Below are 19755 nucleotides of genomic sequence, written 5' to 3'. Positions count from 1 at the left end.
TGGACGGCCGCGCTTCACCGTCCAGCCCTGCCGTTCACACGACGATGCAGGTCATGGCCGCCCACAGCAGGGGCGAGTGCTCGATCCGGCCACCCGAACGCCAGTGGTCGAGCTGCTCGCGCTGCCAGCGGCCGAGCAGGTGCACGGGGTCGAGGTGCTCGTGGGCGGTGTCGACGGCGATGATCACCTCCGACAGCGGGCGTACGGACGCGGAGACGCCGGCCAGCCGGTGGAACGCGAAGTTCGTCGGCAGAACCCAACGGGTGGCCGTGACCAGCTCCGCACCGTTGTGAATCATCGCCGTGGCCAGACCGAACGACTCGGCGAACCGCAGATCGCCGCCGCTCTCGCAGCCGATGAGGGCGACACGGCGTGGCGCGGGCCAGATTCTCGCGCCCGGTTCACCGTCCGCGCGCAGGGGAAGCGTGCCCAGCAGCAGATCCTTGGCCGACAGCGGCCGATGGCTGCGGACCGGCTCGGCCAGGCCGACGGCCTCGGGACCGCAGCACAGATGGAGCGTGCCGTCCTCGCTCTGCCCGCCCTCGACCGGTGCGCCGCTCACATGCCCGACGTACATCAGCCTGCGCACCCCCTTGCGGAGCACGTCGCCCAACCAGTCCCGGTCCAGGTCGGTGCGGCGGAACGCCTCCGCCGGGGCGGCGACCGACGGCACGACGGGACCCGCGTCGAGACGGTGCTGGACCAGTGACATCAACTCCGGGTCCGAACCGGGCGGCCCCAGCACCGAGCCCAGCGGGGAGTCGGCCCGGAATCCGGGCACCCGGGGGTCGAGGACGAGAACCACCGCGCCGGCGTCGGCACCCGTTCCGGCACCTGTTTCTGCATGCGTTTCCGCGTGTGTTCCCGCATCTGTTACCGCATCTGTTACCGCGTCCGTTTCCGCGGTCGTGCCCGGTTCCCCGTTCGACGCCGGGCGCGCAGCGGGGTCGCCTTGCCGCAAGGACGCCGGCGCCGTGGTCACGACGTCCGCCAGGTCGATGAGCCGTACGTCGCTCGCGTCGTCGACGGCAAGCAGTTCCCACGGCACCTGGGCGACCCGGGGCGACGGCTGGATCCGCACCAGCGGACGGCCCGCGCGCGCCGACACCTGACGTATCTGCTCCGTCAGCCCCTCCGGCCACAGCGCCTCGGCCAGCACCCGCGCGAGCCGCAGCTCGCTCCGGTACTCGGCCAGCGCACCCGAGTCGAACGCCCGCCGCATCCCCTCGGCTCCCCCGACCGCCCCCGGCAGCGCGGCGGCCAGCGCACGGACCGCCCCGTCGACCTCGTCGGCGGGCCCACAGCCGGTACCGAACCCCCGGGCCCCGCCGGCCCACGTCCAGGTCATGAACAGGTCGCCTGCATCGGCCAGCCGGACCTGGACCACCGGGCGGCTCGTCAGATCGTCGGTCATCCAGAACGGCGTCTCCGCCTCGCCGACGATCCCTCGGTGATAGCGGAACTCGGCCGCCGCGATGTACTCCTGGAGCGCGACGCGGCCGGATCCCGACGACATCCGCACCTTCGGCGGCGGCGCCACGCGCAGCCCCGCGGAGGCAGCGGCCTCCGCCGCCACGCCCCCGAGCGTCATCGCGCCGTCGACGGGCTCGTACGTCTTCATGCCGGCGCTCGGGAACACCGGAGAGTCGGACGTCGCCGACCGCGGCGTACGGTCGAGCGCCAGCGAGGCACCCGCGCAGCGGTGTTCCGCCAGTTCGAAGAGCAGTCCCTGGTCCTGTCGGCGTACCGCGAGACGGAAGACCAACTGCATCGCCTCGTCCGCGAGTTCCAGCCACTGACTGCGCGCGTGAGCGGTGACGAAGTCGAAGCGGGCCGCCTCCAGGGCCAGTGCGGCGGGAAGGGCGACCGAGATCGCCGTACCGATGGACTCCGCCTCGCGGTCGCCGTGGTCGGTCCGGTTCAGGTTGTCCTCGAGGGTTCGCGCGAGCAGGAGATCGACCTGTGCGCAACGCTCGTACACCTCCCGCTCCTGGTACACGTCCCGGGCCTGCTGGGCCAGCCGCTTCATCTCGTCGATGTCGCCCCGGTCGTAGGCGTGTTGGGCGCCCAGCAGCATGCTGTCGGCGGCGGCAATCGAGGCGCCGAGCCGCTCGAACCGGGTCAGGCTCGCCGCCACCAGGTCCTCCGCGCCGGTGGCGTCGCCGCGCCGCCCGGCGAGAAAGCCGCGGGCCTGTTCACAGACCGCCAGGTCACCGAACCGCCGCTGCCGCTCGAAGAACGCGGACGCCTGCGCGAACAACCGCTCCGCGAGGTCGAGGTCGCCCCGGTGCATCGCGGTGTACGCCCGGTGCGCGAGCAGCGACTGCTGCTCACCGGTGTCCCCCGTCGCCCGGAAGCAGTCCTCGGCGCGGGCGAAGTAGTCCTCGGCCGGGTCGAACCGCCCGGTCGAGGCACAGATCAGACCCAGGGCGATCAGCAGCCGCGGGATGGTCTCCACCGCGGTCGCCGGCGTGGTGGACAGCAACCCCGCGGCCTGTTCCTCGGCCGCTCCCCACTCGCCCCGCTCGATCAGCAGATGCACCCGGTTCAGGCCCAGTTCGGAGGTGCGCAGTCCGTCGGGGTCGTCGAACTCGGGCAGCCTGACCGCCGCCTCGTCGAGACAGGCCAGCGCCTCGTCCAGACGCCCGGTACGGCGCAGCAGGTCGGCCCTGGCGAGCAGCGTCCTCAGCAGCATCTCCAGCCACAGTTGACGGCCGCGCGGCCCCATCGGCACCGACGCGATGCCGTCGAGGAGGGCACGGGACCGCTCGACGGCGTCCTCCGCCCCGCCCAGGTCCGTGGCGGTGAGCCGGACACTCGCGATGTTCGCCAGCAGATGCGCCCGCAGGAACCGCACGTCGGGCGAGTCCTCGAGCGACTCGGCCACGGTGAGCAGCTCTTCGTAGACGGCGACCGCGGCGGCGAGATCGGCGGCCAGCTGATGTTCCTCGGCCAGCGCGAGCCCGCCGTCGAACGGCTCCCCGTACAGCAGCATCACCGCACCGCTCTCCGAACCCTCGGGCTCGTGGCCTTCGGGATCGTGACCTTCGAGCTCCGGGCCCTCAGGCTCCGGGCTCCGGCTCTCCCGGCGCTCGTTCTCCCGGCGCTCGTTCTCGTGGCGCTCGCGCTCGCTCTCGTCCATCCGTCAGTAGTCCTCTTCCGTGGCGGCGGCGACGGCGGCGATCTCGGCGAGGAACGGCCCCGAGGAGGCGTCGTGCGGTGACCCGTCGTACGTCAGGGGCTGGGCCGCGGTGGCGAGCCGCCGCCGGACCAGCGCGCGGATCGCGTCGCGGTCGGCGCGGTCCTCGGGACCGCCCGGCCCCGGGTCGAATCCCGGCAGCAGCACACCCACCTCGAAGCGCGGTGGCACGGCACCGGCGGGACCCTGCGGGTCCAGGTCCGCCCGGCCGGTCCACACGTCGTCGCGCCTGGCCAGGGGCACCCGATTCCGACGACCGCCGTTCACCCGGACCTCGGCGACGAGTGGCGCTCCGGCCACGGGTGCCGCGATGTGCGCGACGATCTCGACCTCGATCTGCCGTCGTGCGCCGAGTGCGCGAGCGGTCCAGGACACCGCGGTCTCGGAGGCGTCGACGAAGCCGGGCGGGTAGCGGCGCCAGTCGTTCGTACCGGAGCCCCGGGCGATCACCCGGCCGCCCGTGACGAGCGGATCGCCCGCCGCGAGGGCATAGCCGTCGTGCCGTACGAACAGCGCGCCCAGGTCGACCGTCGTGCCGGCCGGACGGTGTTGCTCCAGAGCCGCCCGGAGTCGGCGCAGAGCCTGCCCGTCCAGCCCGGCGCCGTCCGCCGCGTCGTCGAGCAACCGCAGGACGCTCTCCAGATGACGTGCCGTGTCCGCCGACTGCGGCGCCGCGCGCCACCACTGGATCAGCGGGTCGAGCGCGGCCTGATGATCCTCGATCAGCTCGGCCACGCAGTCGTCGGGCCGGCCACCGAAACGGTCGTGGCCGTCGTGGCCGACATGGCCATCGCCGAAGCCGTTGAAGCCGGCGAAGTCGTCGAAATCGTTGAAGTCGCCGAACAGTTGCTGACACCAGTGGGTGAGCGCGGCCAGTTCCAGGCCGAGCACGTCCGGTTCGAGCGCCGGTATCCCGTCCACGTACGACGCCGGCCACCACCGGGCCGCCCAGTGCCCGAAACCCAGCCGGGCGGCGGCGCCCGCGAGAGCGGTCACGTCCGCAGTCACCCGCACACCAGCGGGCTCCCCTGCCACACAGGCGTGCACGGCGGCAGCGGTGCGCTCGCCGTAGAGCGCCCACAGCCACTGCTGCGCCCGCCCCACGTCATGCACCTCCGCCATCGGCAGCCCCGGTTCTTCGCGGACGGGCCAGGACAGGACCGCCCCCGCGACGTCGAGAACGGCCCGGGCGAAGTCGGGGCCGCTGCCGTCCTCGGCCCGTCCGGGGGCCGGGTCGGCGGCGATCAGGATCGTGCCGTCCTCGCCCCGCGTGACATGGACGTCGACGTGGGACCCCGCCATCACGCGCTCCTCGGCTCGGCCGCTGCCGCCGGGGTCACCGGGGTCGCCCGGGTCGTCGGGCTCCCCGGCGCCGCCGACAGGGTGCGCAGCGCCGACCGGACCCTGGCGCGGTGGTCCATCATCACCGAGCGGGCGACCCCGTCGAGCACGGCCCAGGCCGACGCGGCGTCCGCCAGCGATGCCCCGCGGACGTCCCGCCCGTGCAGCCGCACCCACAGCCGCCGCATATAGGCGGACCAGGGGGTACGAAGGTCCCGGGCGAGGGCGTCGAGTACGCCACCACCGTCCCGGTTGCCGTGGCCACCGCCGTCCCGGTTGCCGTGGCCACCGCCGTCACCGCCACCGCCGTCACCGCCACGGCCGTCATCGCCGCCGTCCGGGTCGGGGCGGGGAGAAACGGTCATCCTGCGGGCGCGCAGGACCGAAGCCTCCCGTCGCCAGCGGCTGTTGACGGCCCGATGCGCCGCCGTCCGCCCCGGCGCGGGTTCCCCGGTGCCCAGCGGGTCGAGGCCGACCGCGAGCCGGCCGCCGAGGACCAGGGCGACGCGCAGGCTCTCGTCGTGCAGGCCGAGCGGGGCGCAACTGCGGCCGACCTCCCGCCCCACGAGCTCGGGCACCGTCGGCAGTTCGTCGCGCCGTGCCGACGACTGAAGGACGACGAAGAGCCGTTCGAAGAGCGTGCGGTCCAGCGGCGCGGGAAGCGTGGCCGTCGAGGCGCCCCGGCCGACCTCGGGCCGCGGCGGCACCTGCCGCTCGGTCAGCCCCAGATGCGCCGGCAGATCGTCGCGGCCCCAGACACCGTCCGCGTGCGCCCACAGGGCCCGGCCGAGCAGACGGCCGTGCCCCGCCTCGACCATGGCCACGTACTCCGGCGAGTTGCCCGCCCCGCCCACTCCGCCCGGCGCGCCGCAGGCCTCAAGGACCTCGCCCGCGAGCGCGACCGCCGCGACCGCGTCGGCGGCCGAGGCCGGACGGCGGCTCTCCCACCCGTCGGCCAACTCCCCGTCGAGCCGGGCACGCCGGACGGCATCGGCGAGGTGGTCCTTCAGCGCTTCCACCGTGCGCCCGCCGACCGCCTCCGCCACCTCCTCGACCACGGCCCTGGCCCTGGCCACCGTGTCCGCACCGGCCGAGGGTGCTCCGTGCTCGGTGGCCAGCTCGAAGCAGCGCTGGAAGTACAGGTCCTGGGGGTGGCCCGCCACGATGCCGAGCGCCCGGCGGGTCCGCTTGAGCAGGGTGAACCACTGTGCCGTCGCCTCGAGCCGCGTCCCGGACTCCCGGATCAGCGCGTCGAGGCGCGCGGCCTGCGCCGGTCCGAGGAAGTCCACCGCGAGTTCGGGGCTCAGCGCCGGCCTGACGATCAGCGGCAGCACTATCAGCTTGACCGTCCGGGTCAACGGCGCGCCGCCGGGGCCGCTCAGCGATTCCAGTCCCGGCCCGAGGCCACGCCAGGCGCTGTCGATCACCATGGCGCGCGGTCGGCGCTCGCCGGTCGGCCGGCTCGGGGGCGACATGCCTGGAGCGTACGTCGTCCGGAAACGGGCGGGCGAACCTGGGATCGGTAGGCGTCCCCGGCCTTCTAGCGTCCCCACCGTGGACACGTTCCGGATTCCGAACGACGGGGTCCGCCCGAACCACGCCGCACATCACCAGACATCAGCGGACACAACCGGCGATTACCGCACATCACCGGTTGTCGACGAGAAGGGGAAGCCGTCATGGGAATCTTCAGGAAGCGTCACCAGACCCGCGAGGAACGGGCCGCCGAGATCGCCGGCAAGGTGGCCGGCGGCAAGGGTTTCTACGGTCGCGCCACCCGCGCCTTCCTCGGCGCCGAGGACTTCGCCAGGGTCCAGCAGTCGATGAGCGCCTACAACTCCGGCCTCGGCGTACAGCAGTTGCTCGCCATGGGGGCGCCGACCATACCCGCCGTCGTCGTGTCGATCAGCGACACCGGCAAGTTGGTCAACTTCGACCCGGTCGTCGATCTGGTCGTCGACCTGGTGCCCCGGCCGTCCGGGGCCGCCGAGCGGATCACCCTCCAGACCATCGTCTCCAAGCTGCGGATCCCCCGCGCCGGCGACCAGGTACTGCTGGTCGCCGACCCCGCCCGGCCCGGCAACTACCTGTACGCCGGGGACGGTGTCACCCCGTGACGCCACCGCCGTACGAAGTGCTGGTGACCGACACCGTCCTGATCTCCTTCGACGGCCGGATACTGGAGCTGTTCGGCTACTCCGACACCCACCGCATCCACATCTGGCAGGCACCCCGGCTGGAGTTCGGCAGGGGCCGCCACCCCAGGATGACGATCGTCACCGGAAGCGGCACGCGCCACTCCCTCCCCTACGACCCGTACCGGCTCGACGGCCTGCGCGCCCTCGCGGAGCGGCTGGCACAGAACCCGCCCGAGCGGGCTCCGCACCGGCCGCTGCCCTGAGATGGCCGACGGCGGGAACGGCGTCCCCGAGCCGACACAGGTCTCCGACCTCGGTCTCTACGGCACGGTGGTCCTGTACTCCACCGCCGGGGGCATGTGCGTGTGCGGACCGGTCATGCTGGGCTTCACCGTCTTCGCCGATGCTCCCCTCCTGCTCGGGGGCATCCTGTCCACGCTGCTCTGCACGCCCCTGGGCATCGGGCTCTGGGCCCACACCTCCCTCGAGAGAGACAACAACCGGCGGCTCGACACCGTCGGGGTCACGGCGACGGCGGAAGTCACCGACCTGACCGACTGGGAGGACGGAGACGACGCCGGTGTCACGGTCGCCCTCCGCATCAGCGGCCCGGGCTTCCGCACCTTCGAGACGACCTGGAAACGCTCACGGCACCCCGCCCTGCGCGTGGGCCTGCGCCTCACGGCCGTCGTCGACCCGGCCGACAACCTGTTCCGTGTCCACCTCTGATCGGCACAGAAAGGCCGGCACTCGCATGGACGGCTACGAGCAACTACTGGAGCTGTGGTGGGTGGTACCCGCGGCGCCGGCACTCCTCGGCTACGTCCTCTCGCTCACCGGACTGACCCGGGCCCAGCGAGCGGTATGGGTGAAGGCGCGAATCGTGGCGGTCGAACCGCCGGCCCACGGCGCCTCCAAGAGGCCCGGCATACCGGTGACGATCACGTTCCAGGACCCGTCCACCGAAAGGCAGTTCACCCTGCCGAACGCGGGCAGACACGGCGACTCGGTCGAGGAGGCCTGGGTCGGCCGGGAACTCCAGGTGCGCTACCCACGCGGGCGGCCGCACCGGTTCCGCGTCACGCTCGACACCCCGCAGGACAGGAACGGCCGGGTCGGCCCCGACTGCGCGGTCATCCTGCTCCTCATCGGCCTGGCGATCCACGCGACCGTCCTCTGGGGCTACCAGTACTCACTGCTCGGCTTCGGCGCCCTGCTCACCGTCTTCGCGGCGGCCAGTCCCGACATCCGCACCGCGCGCACCCGCGACGACCTGCTGTCCTCGGCCGTTGCCGTCCCGGCCCGCGTCGTGGCCGTCACCAAGGACGTCTACACCGACGGGGAGGGCGACGAGATCGTCAACCACGCCCCCGTCCTCACCTTCACCACCCAGGACGGCACCCACGTCACCGTCCTATCCCGAGACGGCATCCCCGACCCGAGCCACTCCCTCCACCGCGAACTCACCCTCCACTACGCCCCCTCCGACCCGGCCGTCTACACCCCCGACCTCACAGCGGACCACCGCGCCAACGAAAGGGCCATCGGCTGGATCATCATCCTGCTGATCACCGGCGTGACGGCGGTCGCGACGGGTGCGGCATTGCTGTGACACCTGGCGCCCCGGCTCCTCCACACCCACCAAAAGCAAAAGCCCCAGGTCACGGCGAGTGAGTCCTGAGGCTTCGGCAGAGCCGCCTTCGGGATTCGAACCCGAGACCTACCTATTACGAGTTGTCCGATCTTGGTCCGGGGGGCGTCCGTGGGCGTCCACGCAAGGCCCCATCCCCTGGTCAGAGGTTGTTCCTGGACGTCGGTGGACGATAGCGGACAATGCCGGATCAGATGGCAATTGAGACCGCCACTTGGGGCGGACAGACGCACAACATGCAGGCGAGCGGCGCTTTGAACCTCGCGGTCTCGACCCAGACCCTGCTATGGCGATGCCGAGTCAGGGACCCCACGTTGGCAACCGACCCGACATCCCGCCTCCGTCTGACAGGCGCTCAGTCGCCGCAAGTTGCCACGGGCCCCAGGGTCTGCCATGACATCCCCGGGACCCGGCGATTCCAGGGCCCACTGACGTCGGTATTGATCAGGGCATCGGATGGGCTGGGAGCCCAATATGCGGCCGATCCAGGTCCGGAATCTGAGCGCGGATCCAGTCTCGGTTGCCGCCTTCCCCGACTACGCTGTAGTCGGCACTGGAGCCGCAGGCTGATGCCTTCAACACGCCAACCTCGAGGTACCCGCCGCCGTTGGCCAGCACGAGTAGCGGTCCTCCGCTGTCGCCCCCGCAGGGTCCGGCGCTGACCGGGATCATCGGGATGCCGGCGCCGTCGGCCACGGGCCGTCTAATGTCGACGCGCCGATACTGAAGCAGCGCGGGTATCGCCCCTGTTTCGTCAATGCCCCAACCCGTGGCCCAACCGCTGTCGTCTACTCCGTCCCACGCATAACTCTCTGCGGGACTGGCCAGGCGGACTCGCGGCACGTAGGCGGGCAGGTCGAGGTGGAGGAGCGCCACATCGTCATGTCCACCCGCATAGCCGGGCTTCGTGAGGACCCTGTCGACCCCTCTGTCTTGCCCGCCGGCCCCTTGGAGGGTGTTGCCGATGCGGACTCTCAGGGTGTTCGGCGGAGTTGACGTTGCGCAGTGCGCCGCAGTAAGTACCCACAGTGGGTGGATGACGGTGCCTGTGCAGGACCCCCCTGTCGGCGTGTACACAATCCTGGCGATGTAGGGGAATACACCTTCGCTGTCGGTGTAGCCCCCGACGATGGCTTGGCTTGGGGCCGGAGTGAGGCCCACCGCACCTACGGCGAGCACCGCGGCAAGGAGCACCCTGCCGAGATTCCGATGCAGGAAAGATTTACATTTCCCCATGCTTCTTCCTTATCTCTCAATCGAGAGGGATTAGGCACAGCTGTTACCTTTGCGACCATTCTCCCTGAGCCTGTTGAGATCCCCTCGAACTTCAGATCGGTGGTAGTCGATGCGACTTCTTCACCACACGCAGGCATCCTCCGGAAGCGGATTCAAGAGCGCCGCAATAACTGCGCGTCGACCTGCATTTACGGATCTCCGTAATCTTTATCGCTCAATAGAATAGAGAGAACTATTGCGGCTCGCCCAGAATCCGGTTGCCAGGCCTTTCAATGTCACCACAAGTGCAACAACCCAGCAAGGCGGCGCTGGAATCCCAGTGCGCACCTAGGGTTCGCACAGATTCGCCCTGATAGCCCCGGTACTCGACCTCCCAGGCAAACGCAGGCTCACCTGCCTGCTATTCTTCCGCCCGCTCTCTTACCTGCCGTGGGCTCTAATTTGACACGTGAGTCGGTCAGAGCTGCGTGAGCAAAAGCGACGAACACTGACCGGCGGTTCGAGGTCAGGTGGCATGGGCGCACTCGGGATTAGAGCGTTAGTAAGGTGCGCCAGGTCGTGGAGTGCGGCCCGCACGTCCGACCGCAACGAATTCGCTTGACCAGAGACCTCAGTCGAGCCGAGCGTGAGGATCCTGCCCAGCTGGTGATCCATATCGCCATCGCGTATCTCCACGGTGTGATGGACCGCCATGTCGACGCACTCCACAGCGCTGGCATACAACGAGAGGTCATCTGTAGCTTCGGCCGTGCCGAGAGCAAGGACACACTCATCCAAGGCGCCTAAAAAGGCGTCACAGGCACTGAGGTAGGCCACGAAGGCTTCCTGCCGTTGCTGGCAGAGCCATTGGCGATGGGCCACGAGCCCTGATCCTGAATCTGCCTGCGGCCCGCTTTCATGCCAGGACGCCGTCGAGGAGCGCGCTCCCGCCACCTGCTGCCAGGCCGATCACAGCGGCCCCCAGTGTCCCTGTGCCACCATCCACCGATCCACGATCTATCGCACAAAGCAGTTCCCGCAGCGGTTCGCGGCAGGGAGTCGAGCACGAAAGAGGCGAAGGCGTTCCTGGAAGCGGCGGCCAAGCGGCCCACGTTCATGCGGTGGATCGTCGGGATCGGCATGGGGTTCCGGCAGGGCGAGACCCTGGGACTGCGGTGGCCGTACATCGGCCTCTCCGCCGAGCTGTTCCACCCCGGGTGGCAGCTACAGCGGCTCACGTGGCGGCACGGTTGCGGTGACGCACACGCCTGTCGGGCGCGCCTGCACCGCTTCGATCCCTGCCCGCCGAACTGCGCGACGTACAAGGGCTACAAGCGCGGTTGCCCGAAGCCCTGCACCCAGTCCTGCGTCAAGCACGCGAGTACCTGCCCGGACCGCAAGGGCGTAGGGCTGGCCTTCACCCGCCCAAGGCGCAGCAGGACGAACTGAGGGAGGCGGCCGGCGAACTCTGGCAGGAGCACCACGCCGTGTTCACCCGACCCGATGGCCGTCCCATCGACCCCGCGACGACTGGGAGGAGTTCAATGAACTACTGGCGGAAGCGGGGACGACCGTCGCCTCTACGACGGGAGCCGCCACACAGCGGGCACGATCCTGAACGAGCTGGGGGTGGACATGCCGACCATCATGGAGATCCTTCGGCACACGCAGATCAGTCATACGCGCCACTACGTCAAGGGACGCTCGCATCTCTCGAAGGACGCCATGCGTCGCATGGGAGACACCTTCTTGCCCGCCCCGGAACCGGCGCCTGAGCCCGCAACTGAAACTAGAACTGAGACCAGGGACAGCCGCGCGGCCCGCGCTCAGCGTCGTCGCCGCATCCGGTAAAAGCAAAAGCCCCAGGTCACGGCGAGTGAGTCCTGAGGCTTCGGCAGAGCCGCCTTCGGGATTCGAACCCGAGACCTACGCATTACGAGTTGTCCGATCTTGGTCCGGGGGTGTCCGTGGACGTCCGTCGGAAAGGCCGCGTCGCAGGTCAGCGGCCCCCGAGGACGTCAAGGTACTGGGGCGGACGTCCACGGAACGTAGCCAGCTTGAGACCACGAATGAGACCACTCCAAGACAGGCGCCTAGGACCCCGCCCCCTGGCCTCGTGACCTCAGCTGAGCGGCAAGTCCCGTCTGATACCGGCCCATTGTCAGACCCACCTGGCAGTCTGTTCCGTAGTGGAACGGCACCATTGGGAGGGCTCCGACTTGGAGATCGAGAAGTCGCTCAGGAACTGGCTCACGCCGGAGCAGTACGCCGCTGCTGTGGCTCCGGAGCCGGAGGTCCTGGCTCTGGCCGGCGCAGGATCCGGCAAGTCCCGTGCGCTCGCCGGAAGGGTCGCCCATCGCGTCGCCTCCGGGGCGCCCCCCGAGTCGATCGTGGCCTTCACCTTCACCGAGAAGGCGGGGGAACAGATCAAGACCCGGGTTGCATCTGCCCTCCAGGAGTGTGGCCTGGATCCGCTTCTGGTCGGGGGCATGTACATCGGAACCATCCATGCGTGGTGTCGCCGTGTCCTCGGAGACATGGACGCCCGGTACCGTCAGTTCGACGTATTGGACGAGATGCAGTTCCGGGTCTATCTGATCTCGCGCTACCCCAAGCTCGGGGTCCACGCGCTGCGTGATGCCCGCCCCACCGCCAAGGGCGATCGCCGCGGGTACTTCGAATCCCTCAAGCAGCTCAGTCGCGCGTGGCAGATGATGAACGACGAACTGCTTGACCCCGACCAGGTCGTGGCCGAGGACCCTGAGCTCGGGGCCGCTCTGGAACGCCTCCGGTCCAACATGGAGAAGGACCACTTCATCGACTTCTCGCTGATGCAGCGGCTCGTCGTCGAGGCGCTTGAGTCCGGCGACTCCGGAGCCGTGGAGGCGCTCGCTCCACTTCGCCACGTCCTCGTTGATGAGTACCAGGACGTAAACGTGGTGCAGGAGCGGCTCATCGCGCTCATGCATCAGCACTCCGAGACCCTGTTCGTCGTGGGCGATGACGACCAGGCGATCTACGGATTTCGCGGCGCGGACGTGACGAACATCTTGGAGTTCGACAAGCGATACCCGAACGCCTCGGTACACAAGCTGCTCACCAACTTCCGTTCCACGTCCGCAATCGTTGAGGCGGCGGGGGACTTCATCGCGCAAGAAGTGGGCGCAATGCGCCTGCCGAAGGTGCTGAGAGCGCATGCGAACCACAGCCCGCGGGAGTTCGTCGTTCAGCAGTTCCCCGACAGGCAGGCGGAAGCCGCCTTCGTCGCCGACCGGATCAAGAGCCTTCTCGGCACGGAGTACGAAGAGCCCGACGGCACCCGCCGGGGACTCACCCCCGCGGACTTCGCCATCCTCATGCGCTCGACGAACACCGAGGAGCAGGACAAGACGAAGCGTCACACCGCCTTCGTCGATGCACTCGACGCCCAGGACATCGTCTACGACCTGGACGCCGGTGGGCAGCTCTTCGATCGAGCCCAGCCCGCCGCGCTCCGCAACGCCTTCGAGTTGATGCGGCACAGCACCCCGGACCGAAGCCAGGTCGACCACCTCTTCCACTCCGAACTATCGACCGCATTCAAGTTGGCTGACCTCAACCGGGTCCGGCGTGTCTTCGCCGATTGGGGTCGGCGCATCCACATGCCCGTCGCCCCGGGGGTTCCCCGCCAGCGCCTCTTTCCGCAGCAGCTCTTGCACGACCTGTTGGAAGCCTTGAACGTCGCCGACAGCGGCTTCGATGACGGTGTTATGACGGACCTTGGGACCTTCAGCCGCATCATGCAGGACGTAGAGTCGGTCTACGTCTCCATCGACACCAAGTCGCGTTTCGGAGAGCTCCTCAACTTCCTGAACAACGTGGCCGGCACTGGTTACGACACCGACAGGCAGATGATGACTCGGCCCGACGCTGTGTCTGTGTCGACGGTCCACAAGGCCAAGGGGCTGGAGTTCCCTGTGGTCTTCGTCGTCGATGTCGAGGCCAACCGCTTCCCCGGCCGCCGGTACAGCTACGACGGGTGGATTCCGTCGACTCTAATCCAACAGGCGCTCGACAACGGGTCGTACCAGACCGGCACAGCCGGCGAGGCCCGCCTCTTCTACACGGCGATCACCCGCGCTGAGCGCTACCTGTATGTCACTGGTTCCGCGCAACTTCCCGGCGGCAAGCGCACGGCGCGGGTCTCTCCGTTCGCGGCCCGCCTGACTCATGCCGAGGTCCGGCGTGACCTTCTGGAAGCAGGTACTCCACCGCTCGTGACATCCCCGTCGGCTCCGTCTCGCAGGCGGGGCGACGAATCCGTGCTCCCGACGACCTACTCCCAGATCCACACCTTCATGCGTTGCCCTCACGCCTACAAACTCAGTGTCGTCAATGGCTTCTCGCCCCCCGTTCCGGAACTCTTCGGGTTCGGGCGCGCGGTGCACGCCGCAGTGGGGAAGTTGCACCAGACCTACGGCAACAGCAGTGCGCCCACGTCCGAAGAAGCACGGTCGATCGCGGAAGAGCTCTTTCACCTGAAGCACATCTCGCCGAGCTCGGATCCAGTCAACCGTCCGGGCGCTTACGAGCAGGCCAAACAGAAGTCCTCGGACATCGTCGCCGACTACGCCAAGGACTACGCCGAGGACTTCGAGACGACACGGCAGGTCGAGCTGCCCTTCGAGATCCCGGTCGCAGGAGGCGTGATCTCCGGAGCCATCGACCTCCTGCTGCACGTCGACGACGCAGACAAGATCCGGGACGCCAAGGTCATCGACTTCAAAACCATGAAGGGCGGTCCGGACCCCGTCAACAACCCGGATCTCCACTGGGAAGACCTTTCGCTCCAGGTACAGTTGTACGGCCGGGGTGCCGAACGAGTCCATGGCGCCAACGCCCGGACAGGTGCAGTCCATCTCCTCAAGGACAGCCAGAGGATCGACGTGCCGGTCGACCAGGAAGCCGTCGACGACGCAGTCTCCAATGTGGAGTGGGCGGTCAACCGCATCACCGAAGGTGACTTCCCCCAGCGTGCTTCTGCAACGAAGTGCGAGAGCTGCGACTTCGCCCAGCTCTGTGCCCAGAAGGTGGAGCTCTTTGCCACCGAAGACATGCCGCCGCCGCTGCACCTCCCGGACGGACGCGGAGGGACAACATTCCGACACATCGCCGCGCTTTCACAGACCGGACCAGGATGCTGAGGTAGCCAGCGCAAGAGAGAAGCCAGGGCCGTCGTCACCCGACGGCCCTCCAGCCTCATACGGGCGGTGGCCTAGGAGACACACTGCAACGTATGTGCAATGCGCTGGACAGGAAACGAGGGCCCCGACGATTGACAGTCAGTCCTGAAGACGGTGGCTGGTTATCGCGCAGCCCGGCTGATTCGAGCGGGCAGAACTATCCGTCCTGACTGCGTGTCCCAAACGAACTCCTCGTCAGGAATCTGGACGGCTTCGAGTTCATGCCACGTCGCCAGGACGATCTGACACAGGCCCGGAAGGCGTGCGGCATGCACTGCGCCTCGTGAACGGCTCTTACCCAGGTCTCTCGCCCTCCATTCCCCATTTCGGTCCCGCCGACGAATATTCAGCAAGGGCCCAGTCTTCACCTGCAGTGCGTACTCAAGGGCTAGACCGCAGACTTCGTACCCTATCTCCTCAATCGTGGCGCGCTCTTTGGTTGGAATCGTCGGAAGGAGAGCCGGCCAGCGCAGCACTACCACCCGGTCCCACAATTCGGGAGGAAGCGTGTTGCCCACGTGGTGGCTCTCACCGACTGGTAGATCGCCGAGGCGGCGTTCCGCCTCGTGGGTCTGGCCGATGTAGCACAGGCCCGCGACCGTGTAGATGCCGTAGATGACGGGCCCCACCACACTTGCCGATCCTGCGAACGAGGCGCCCAGCAGCGCCCGTCGAACCCGGTGAGCGAACCGGTACCGACGCTCTTGCCAGAGGGCCAGTGTTGAGGCATCCGCAGTCAGGCCGCGCAGGGACTCTTGCCAGGCGAAGTAGAAACCCTCGATTTGCTGTTCGTCCGGGTTGCGGACCTTGTCTCCAGTGAAGGGCAGGCTCTCGCCTGGGACACCTGTCACTCCGACAGGATGAGTTGTCATGCTGGCGGAACTCCCTTGAAGGTGTGGGGACGGTGCCAACCATCCTCGCGCGGGTGGAGGAGGTATGACAGGCCGCTTGGACGTTGGGGCAGCGCACCCGCCGGCAGCAGGTCAAGAGTGATGTAGCCGGGTTAGCCCCGCCGTGAGGCACGGAGAGTCTCACACCACTACACAAAGTAGCGACACCGTGCCATGATTGATGGACTTTCGATCAGGGATGGGCAGGCAAGCGCACCGGGGAGGCAGAACGCGGTGCTGGTGCGCGGTGCCAATATGAGTAACGGGTGGGCGGCTGCATGACACAAGTGCCACTAATCGGCATGGGGACCATTAATTTTGAGTTCTTCAAAATCAAGACTGGTTCAGTCGACGGCGCCCGAGCACACTTCGAGGAAATGATTCAAGACCTCGTTGGTGTAATCCATCCCGACTTTTCCACACTGGACGCAAACCCCGGGGACTGGGGCATTGATGCCTACGTTGGATCTCTCGTCGACGGAGATGTAAACGTATGGCAATCCAAATACTTTATTGATGATTTCGGAAAATCTCAGCAAGATCAGATCCGTGACGCCTACGAGCAAGCTCTGGCGTGTGCAAAGCGTGAAGGTTACACCCTGTCGACTTGGACACTCTGCATGCCTAGAAATCTTGACGGACCGAACGAAAAATGGTGGACGGGCTGGAAAAAGAAGAAGGAAAAAAGCGACGGCGTGAGGATTGCCCTATGGAATCAAGTGCAGTTGCGCCGGCTGCTTCTTTCCGAGGACGCCACCAACATCAGGAACTACTACTTCAATCCCACTGTTTCACTGCCTGACCCAAGCTATCGACCGACTGTTACCCTGGCTAATTTTGATCAATATGAAGGTGCACTCTTCGTGCGTCAAATGGAGCACGCGGGGATGTTCGAATGCGATGACGCGAAGGAAGAATTCTTCAATGCTGAGATTCTCAGCCATGAAGTGACGGATAAAGCTGTAACCGAAGAGGTGGAAGCCCTTTCCCGATCCAAGGCCGAGCTAGGCTCGCTATGGGCCCAAAGATTCAACGTTGCCTGTCAGGCTAACCCCGATGGGCCACTAGTTGACTTGTATGTCAACGTCATGGATGCCGTACGCGATCACCATCCGAAGCTTCCCGCTTCTATTCGCTCCGGACTGGTACACACATTCGGAATGGTGCATCAGCGGGTCAATGATGGAAGAGCTGGCTGGGCTAGAGACTACCGAGACGTCGCGAGGGAACACTTGCAATCCGTAGACGCCGATAAAGTCCCTACGAACAACACCACAAGCGTAGATGGCGAAAACGAAAACGCGAGTGGTGAGCAGAATGACTAGCAGATCGAAGTCTCGGGGCAAGGAAGGATCGGATCGCTACTTCCGGCCTGAAGATCAGGAAGAATTTCGGCTAGCACAATTGCTACTCCTCCTAGAGGTCGCGAAGAATTCTAATCTAGCTCCGAGTGCTGAAAGGCTTGGGGTTCTTGATTTTTTTGCCGCAAACCCGTTTCTGGTGATCCAGCCGAGTGATGCTGAATATCGTGACCTGATCTTGGCTGGCTTCTCTGTTAAGCCTTTGACGTACGCAGCTCCGGGGCATCGATTCGTAACGCGACGCAGCCGTCTACAAAATGACCTAGCGTTGCTAATCGCTTACGGACTCGCCATTCCGACCACAAGCGCTGGGCACCGTGTCTATCACATCAGCGATGCGGGCCAAACCGCGGCCAGCAAACTATCAAGCATCTATGCGCAGGGGTACAGGACCAGCGTAGAAGTGGTTGCGAAACGGGTGCGGAAGGTACCCGACAGTAAACTTCCTGAATTTTGTCGCCAATGGCTTCAAGCAGACCCGGCGATGCTAGATCTACTCAACGTCTGAACAAGGAGATAGCAAGCATGACAATTCCTCCTGGTCCAGGATTGAGGATCCTTGGGCTGCGCCTGCTGGGTTACAGAAAGAATTATGAGGTTCGTTTTGCCGAGGGGGATTCTTGGAAGCCCTTGAGTCTGATCGCCGGGGAAATCAGTACCGGTAAGACTACAATTCTGGAATTCGTTGATTACTGTCTTGGCAGTTCGACCTTCCCTCAGCATCCGGAAGTGGTTGATGCCGTCAAAGCCTCTCAGTTGTCGATTGAGGCAAACGTTCCCGTTGAACTGGAGCAAGAAGAATCCGAGATCGGTCCTGATGCTGCGCGGCTTGGGTACACCAGGCGCCGATTTCTCATCCAGCGCAGCGTTGAAGGGTCTATCAAAGATGTTCTGATCTTCTCTGGGGATCTGGACGAGATCGAGCAGGTCGCTCCCACCGTCGTCTCCTCTGAGTCATCGGCGAACGAGAATATCTCGAAGTTCCTTCTTCAGCTCTGCGGCTTGGACGGAATTAAGCTCCGTGTCGCTCCAACGAGGCCTGACTCCAATACTCATCAACTCAGCTTCCGCGACACGGCTCCCCTTTGGTTTCTCACCAATACTCGGCTTGATAATAAGAACTTGGCGTTCGAGTTTACCCCGCATAAGGCGATCAAGCTGCGTCAAGTCATCGATCTTGTTTTTGATGTTTTTGACGAAGATCAGACTGTTCTTGCGGGGCAGATCTCTGAGCTTCAAGAGCAGCTGCGAGGTGAACGTAAAGGCATCGATGCACTTCGGCGTTTTATCCGCGAGCAAGGTGTTCCGGGCCCGGTAGAGCTTGAGAACAAAAATGGTGAAGCCCAGTCAAGGCGAACCCAAGCTATTTTGCGACTCTCAACAGTGGACGATCAGGCCCGAGAACAGACATCCTTCGCCGAGGAGGCAAGGCGCGCTTATCTTGAAAAAGTAGAGCAAGCCAGAGGGGCCGCCGGCAAAGCGCGAGAGCGCGAAACGTTGCTTAGAAGATTGGCGCCGTTGCGCGCCCAATATGCGGATGACCTCAAGAAGCTCACGATGCTCAAAGAAGCTAAAAGACTCTTTGACCCGTTGGGTGTCACGGTCTGCCCTGCATGTGCATCAGGTTTGGGCGATGTCAGCATCGTGAATGGAAAGTGTACGCTCTGCCGCTCGGCAGTGCCTCACCTTGAACACGAGGCGTTGACATCGGCGAAGGAAGCTTCCGATACGAACGGATCCCGCGACAGCTCGGTTAGCGGCGAAACTTTCGACGTATCAAAGGAGCTCAACAGCACAAAGAGGCGCCTAAATGAACTCAACGACTACATCTCTGCGGTTGCTAGCGAAGCCAAGGATGCCCGCTCCAAGAGCGTTGTCCTTGATACTGAAGCTGTTGAGCTTCAAACTCGCTTCAATAATTTGACGCGGGAGGCTGTGACCCCGCTTCTAGCTGTGCGCGAGGCTGCCGTTCGAGCTGTCACGGATGCTGAGTTGGCTATCGAGCAAGTGAATAATCAGCAGCGCATGTTGGAGTCGGTGGAAAAACATGAGCGAGAGGTCGAGTCGCTTGCTGCTCGTCTGAGTGAGGCTCGGCGTCGTGCTGCCGAAGCCGAGGCTGCAAGGCGGGATCGCAGCGATATGCTCAGTAAGCTGTCAACCCGTTTCCATGCGATCCTCCAGGATTTTGGTTACCCCAAGCTCACTGAGGCAGAGATCAGCAGTCAACTAATCCCTTGGGTTCGCGGTATCCGTTATGATCGAGTAGGTTCCTCGGGCGCTACGACGCTGATCTCCCTCGCCTGGGAGTTGGCCATTTTTGAGCTGGCCTATGAAGAGGAGCGGAGGCATCCCGGGTTCCTCATGATCGATAGCCCCCAAAAGAATCTTGCGCCTGAGGGGCTCATCGGGGCTACAGAAGACGCCCCGGAGAACCCGGAAGCTGCTGCGGAAGCAATCGTGAGACGCATCTACAGGCACTTGACAAATTGGCTTTCAGGAGACGGAGCGGGAGCTCAAATCATCATCGTCGACAACGTCCCTCCGCCCTCTGTGGAGAGATCCGTTGTGGTGAAGTATTCCGGATCCATTTCCGAGCCACCGTACGGGCTGATCGACGACGCCTGAGCGCTTTAGCGGCTGCCCAACTCGTCCTCTGGTGAGCCTCGAACAAGACCCTTTGCAAGAGCCGCTCTCCACGAACTGCTCTGAGAGCCTCTACCCGGACCTTCAGCCGCACT

At 65.7% G+C, this 19755-nt stretch carries 13 protein-coding genes and 1 pseudogene; 9 read left to right on the top strand and 5 right to left on the bottom strand.

Annotation, left to right across the window (positions count from 1 at the left end; genetic code table 11):
- Nucleotides 1-34 precede the first annotated feature (34 nt).
- From G9272_RS25190 to G9272_RS25180, 3 genes are all read right to left on the bottom strand, one after another.
- Complete coding sequence (locus tag G9272_RS25190) at nt 35-2995, bottom strand: CHAT domain-containing protein (protein ID WP_171402165.1); 2961 nt, start codon at nt 2993-2995, stop codon at nt 35-37.
- 150 nt (nt 2996-3145) lie between these two features.
- Nucleotides 3146-4501: a hypothetical protein gene (locus tag G9272_RS25185; protein WP_171398663.1), complete on the bottom strand. Its 1356-nt coding sequence runs from the start codon at nt 4499-4501 to the stop codon at nt 3146-3148.
- Nucleotides 4501-6015: a hypothetical protein gene (locus G9272_RS25180; RefSeq protein ID WP_253267941.1), complete on the bottom strand. Its 1515-nt coding sequence runs from the start codon at nt 6013-6015 to the stop codon at nt 4501-4503. The genes G9272_RS25185 and G9272_RS25180 overlap by 1 nt, the downstream gene beginning before the upstream one ends.
- A 204-nt stretch (nt 6016-6219) precedes the next feature.
- Between G9272_RS25180 and G9272_RS25175 the strand changes: the two genes are divergently transcribed.
- The 4 genes from G9272_RS25175 to G9272_RS25160 are packed head-to-tail and all read left to right on the top strand — an operon-like array spanning nt 6220 to nt 8290.
- The gene (locus G9272_RS25175; RefSeq protein ID WP_171398662.1) at nt 6220-6657 is read left to right on the top strand and encodes a hypothetical protein; all 438 of its coding nucleotides are present in this window, start codon (nt 6220-6222) and stop codon (nt 6655-6657) included.
- A gap of 23 nt (nt 6658-6680) precedes the next feature.
- On the top strand, nt 6681-6941 hold the full coding sequence (locus tag G9272_RS25170; protein WP_171398661.1) for a hypothetical protein: 261 nt from the start codon (nt 6681-6683) through the stop codon (nt 6939-6941).
- 1 nt (nt 6942) lies between these two features.
- Entirely contained in the window at nt 6943-7407 is a 465-nt protein-coding gene (locus G9272_RS25165; RefSeq protein ID WP_171398660.1) for a hypothetical protein, read from the top strand.
- A gap of 25 nt (nt 7408-7432) precedes the next feature.
- Nucleotides 7433-8290 carry a DUF3592 domain-containing protein gene (locus G9272_RS25160; protein ID WP_171398659.1) on the top strand — a complete coding sequence of 286 codons (858 nt, stop codon included), beginning with the start codon at nt 7433-7435 and terminating at the stop codon, nt 8288-8290.
- A gap of 483 nt (nt 8291-8773) precedes the next feature.
- Here the strand turns inward: G9272_RS25160 and G9272_RS46210 are convergent, their stop codons facing one another.
- Entirely contained in the window at nt 8774-9565 is a 792-nt protein-coding gene (locus G9272_RS46210; RefSeq protein ID WP_171398658.1) for a S1 family peptidase, read from the bottom strand.
- 1047 nt (nt 9566-10612) lie between these two features.
- On the opposite strand from G9272_RS46210, the pseudogene G9272_RS25150 reads away from it, so the two are divergent.
- Both G9272_RS25150 and G9272_RS25145 read left to right on the top strand, forming a co-directional pair.
- Nucleotides 10613-11395 (top strand): annotated as a pseudogene (locus G9272_RS25150) (tyrosine-type recombinase/integrase); the annotation flags it as partial.
- Between the two features lie 368 nt (nt 11396-11763).
- The gene (locus G9272_RS25145) at nt 11764-14727 is read left to right on the top strand and encodes an ATP-dependent helicase (RefSeq protein WP_171398657.1); all 2964 of its coding nucleotides are present in this window, start codon (nt 11764-11766) and stop codon (nt 14725-14727) included.
- A 161-nt stretch (nt 14728-14888) separates the two neighbouring features.
- Here G9272_RS25145 and G9272_RS25140 read toward each other — a convergent pair whose 3' ends face one another.
- Nucleotides 14889-15638: a hypothetical protein gene (locus G9272_RS25140; protein ID WP_253267940.1), complete on the bottom strand. Its 750-nt coding sequence runs from the start codon at nt 15636-15638 to the stop codon at nt 14889-14891.
- 296 nt (nt 15639-15934) lie between these two features.
- Between G9272_RS25140 and G9272_RS25135 the strand changes: the two genes are divergently transcribed.
- The 3 genes from G9272_RS25135 to G9272_RS25125 are packed head-to-tail and all read left to right on the top strand — an operon-like array spanning nt 15935 to nt 19642.
- Nucleotides 15935-16981, top strand: a complete 1047-nt coding sequence (locus G9272_RS25135) for a serine/threonine protein kinase (protein WP_171398656.1) — start codon at nt 15935-15937, stop codon at nt 16979-16981.
- Nucleotides 16974-17525: an ABC-three component system middle component 2 gene (locus G9272_RS25130; protein WP_171398655.1), complete on the top strand. Its 552-nt coding sequence runs from the start codon at nt 16974-16976 to the stop codon at nt 17523-17525. The genes G9272_RS25135 and G9272_RS25130 overlap by 8 nt, the downstream gene beginning before the upstream one ends.
- Before the next feature lie 17 nt (nt 17526-17542).
- Entirely contained in the window at nt 17543-19642 is a 2100-nt protein-coding gene (locus G9272_RS25125; RefSeq protein WP_171398654.1) for an ATP-binding protein, read from the top strand.
- Nucleotides 19643-19755 lie beyond the last annotated feature (113 nt).

It is taken from the genome of Streptomyces asoensis (genome assembly GCF_013085465.1).
Classification (GTDB): domain Bacteria; phylum Actinomycetota; class Actinomycetes; order Streptomycetales; family Streptomycetaceae; genus Streptomyces; species Streptomyces cacaoi_A.
Note: the sequence above shows the minus strand (reverse complement) of the source record. Positions and strands in the feature narration are given on the sequence as shown.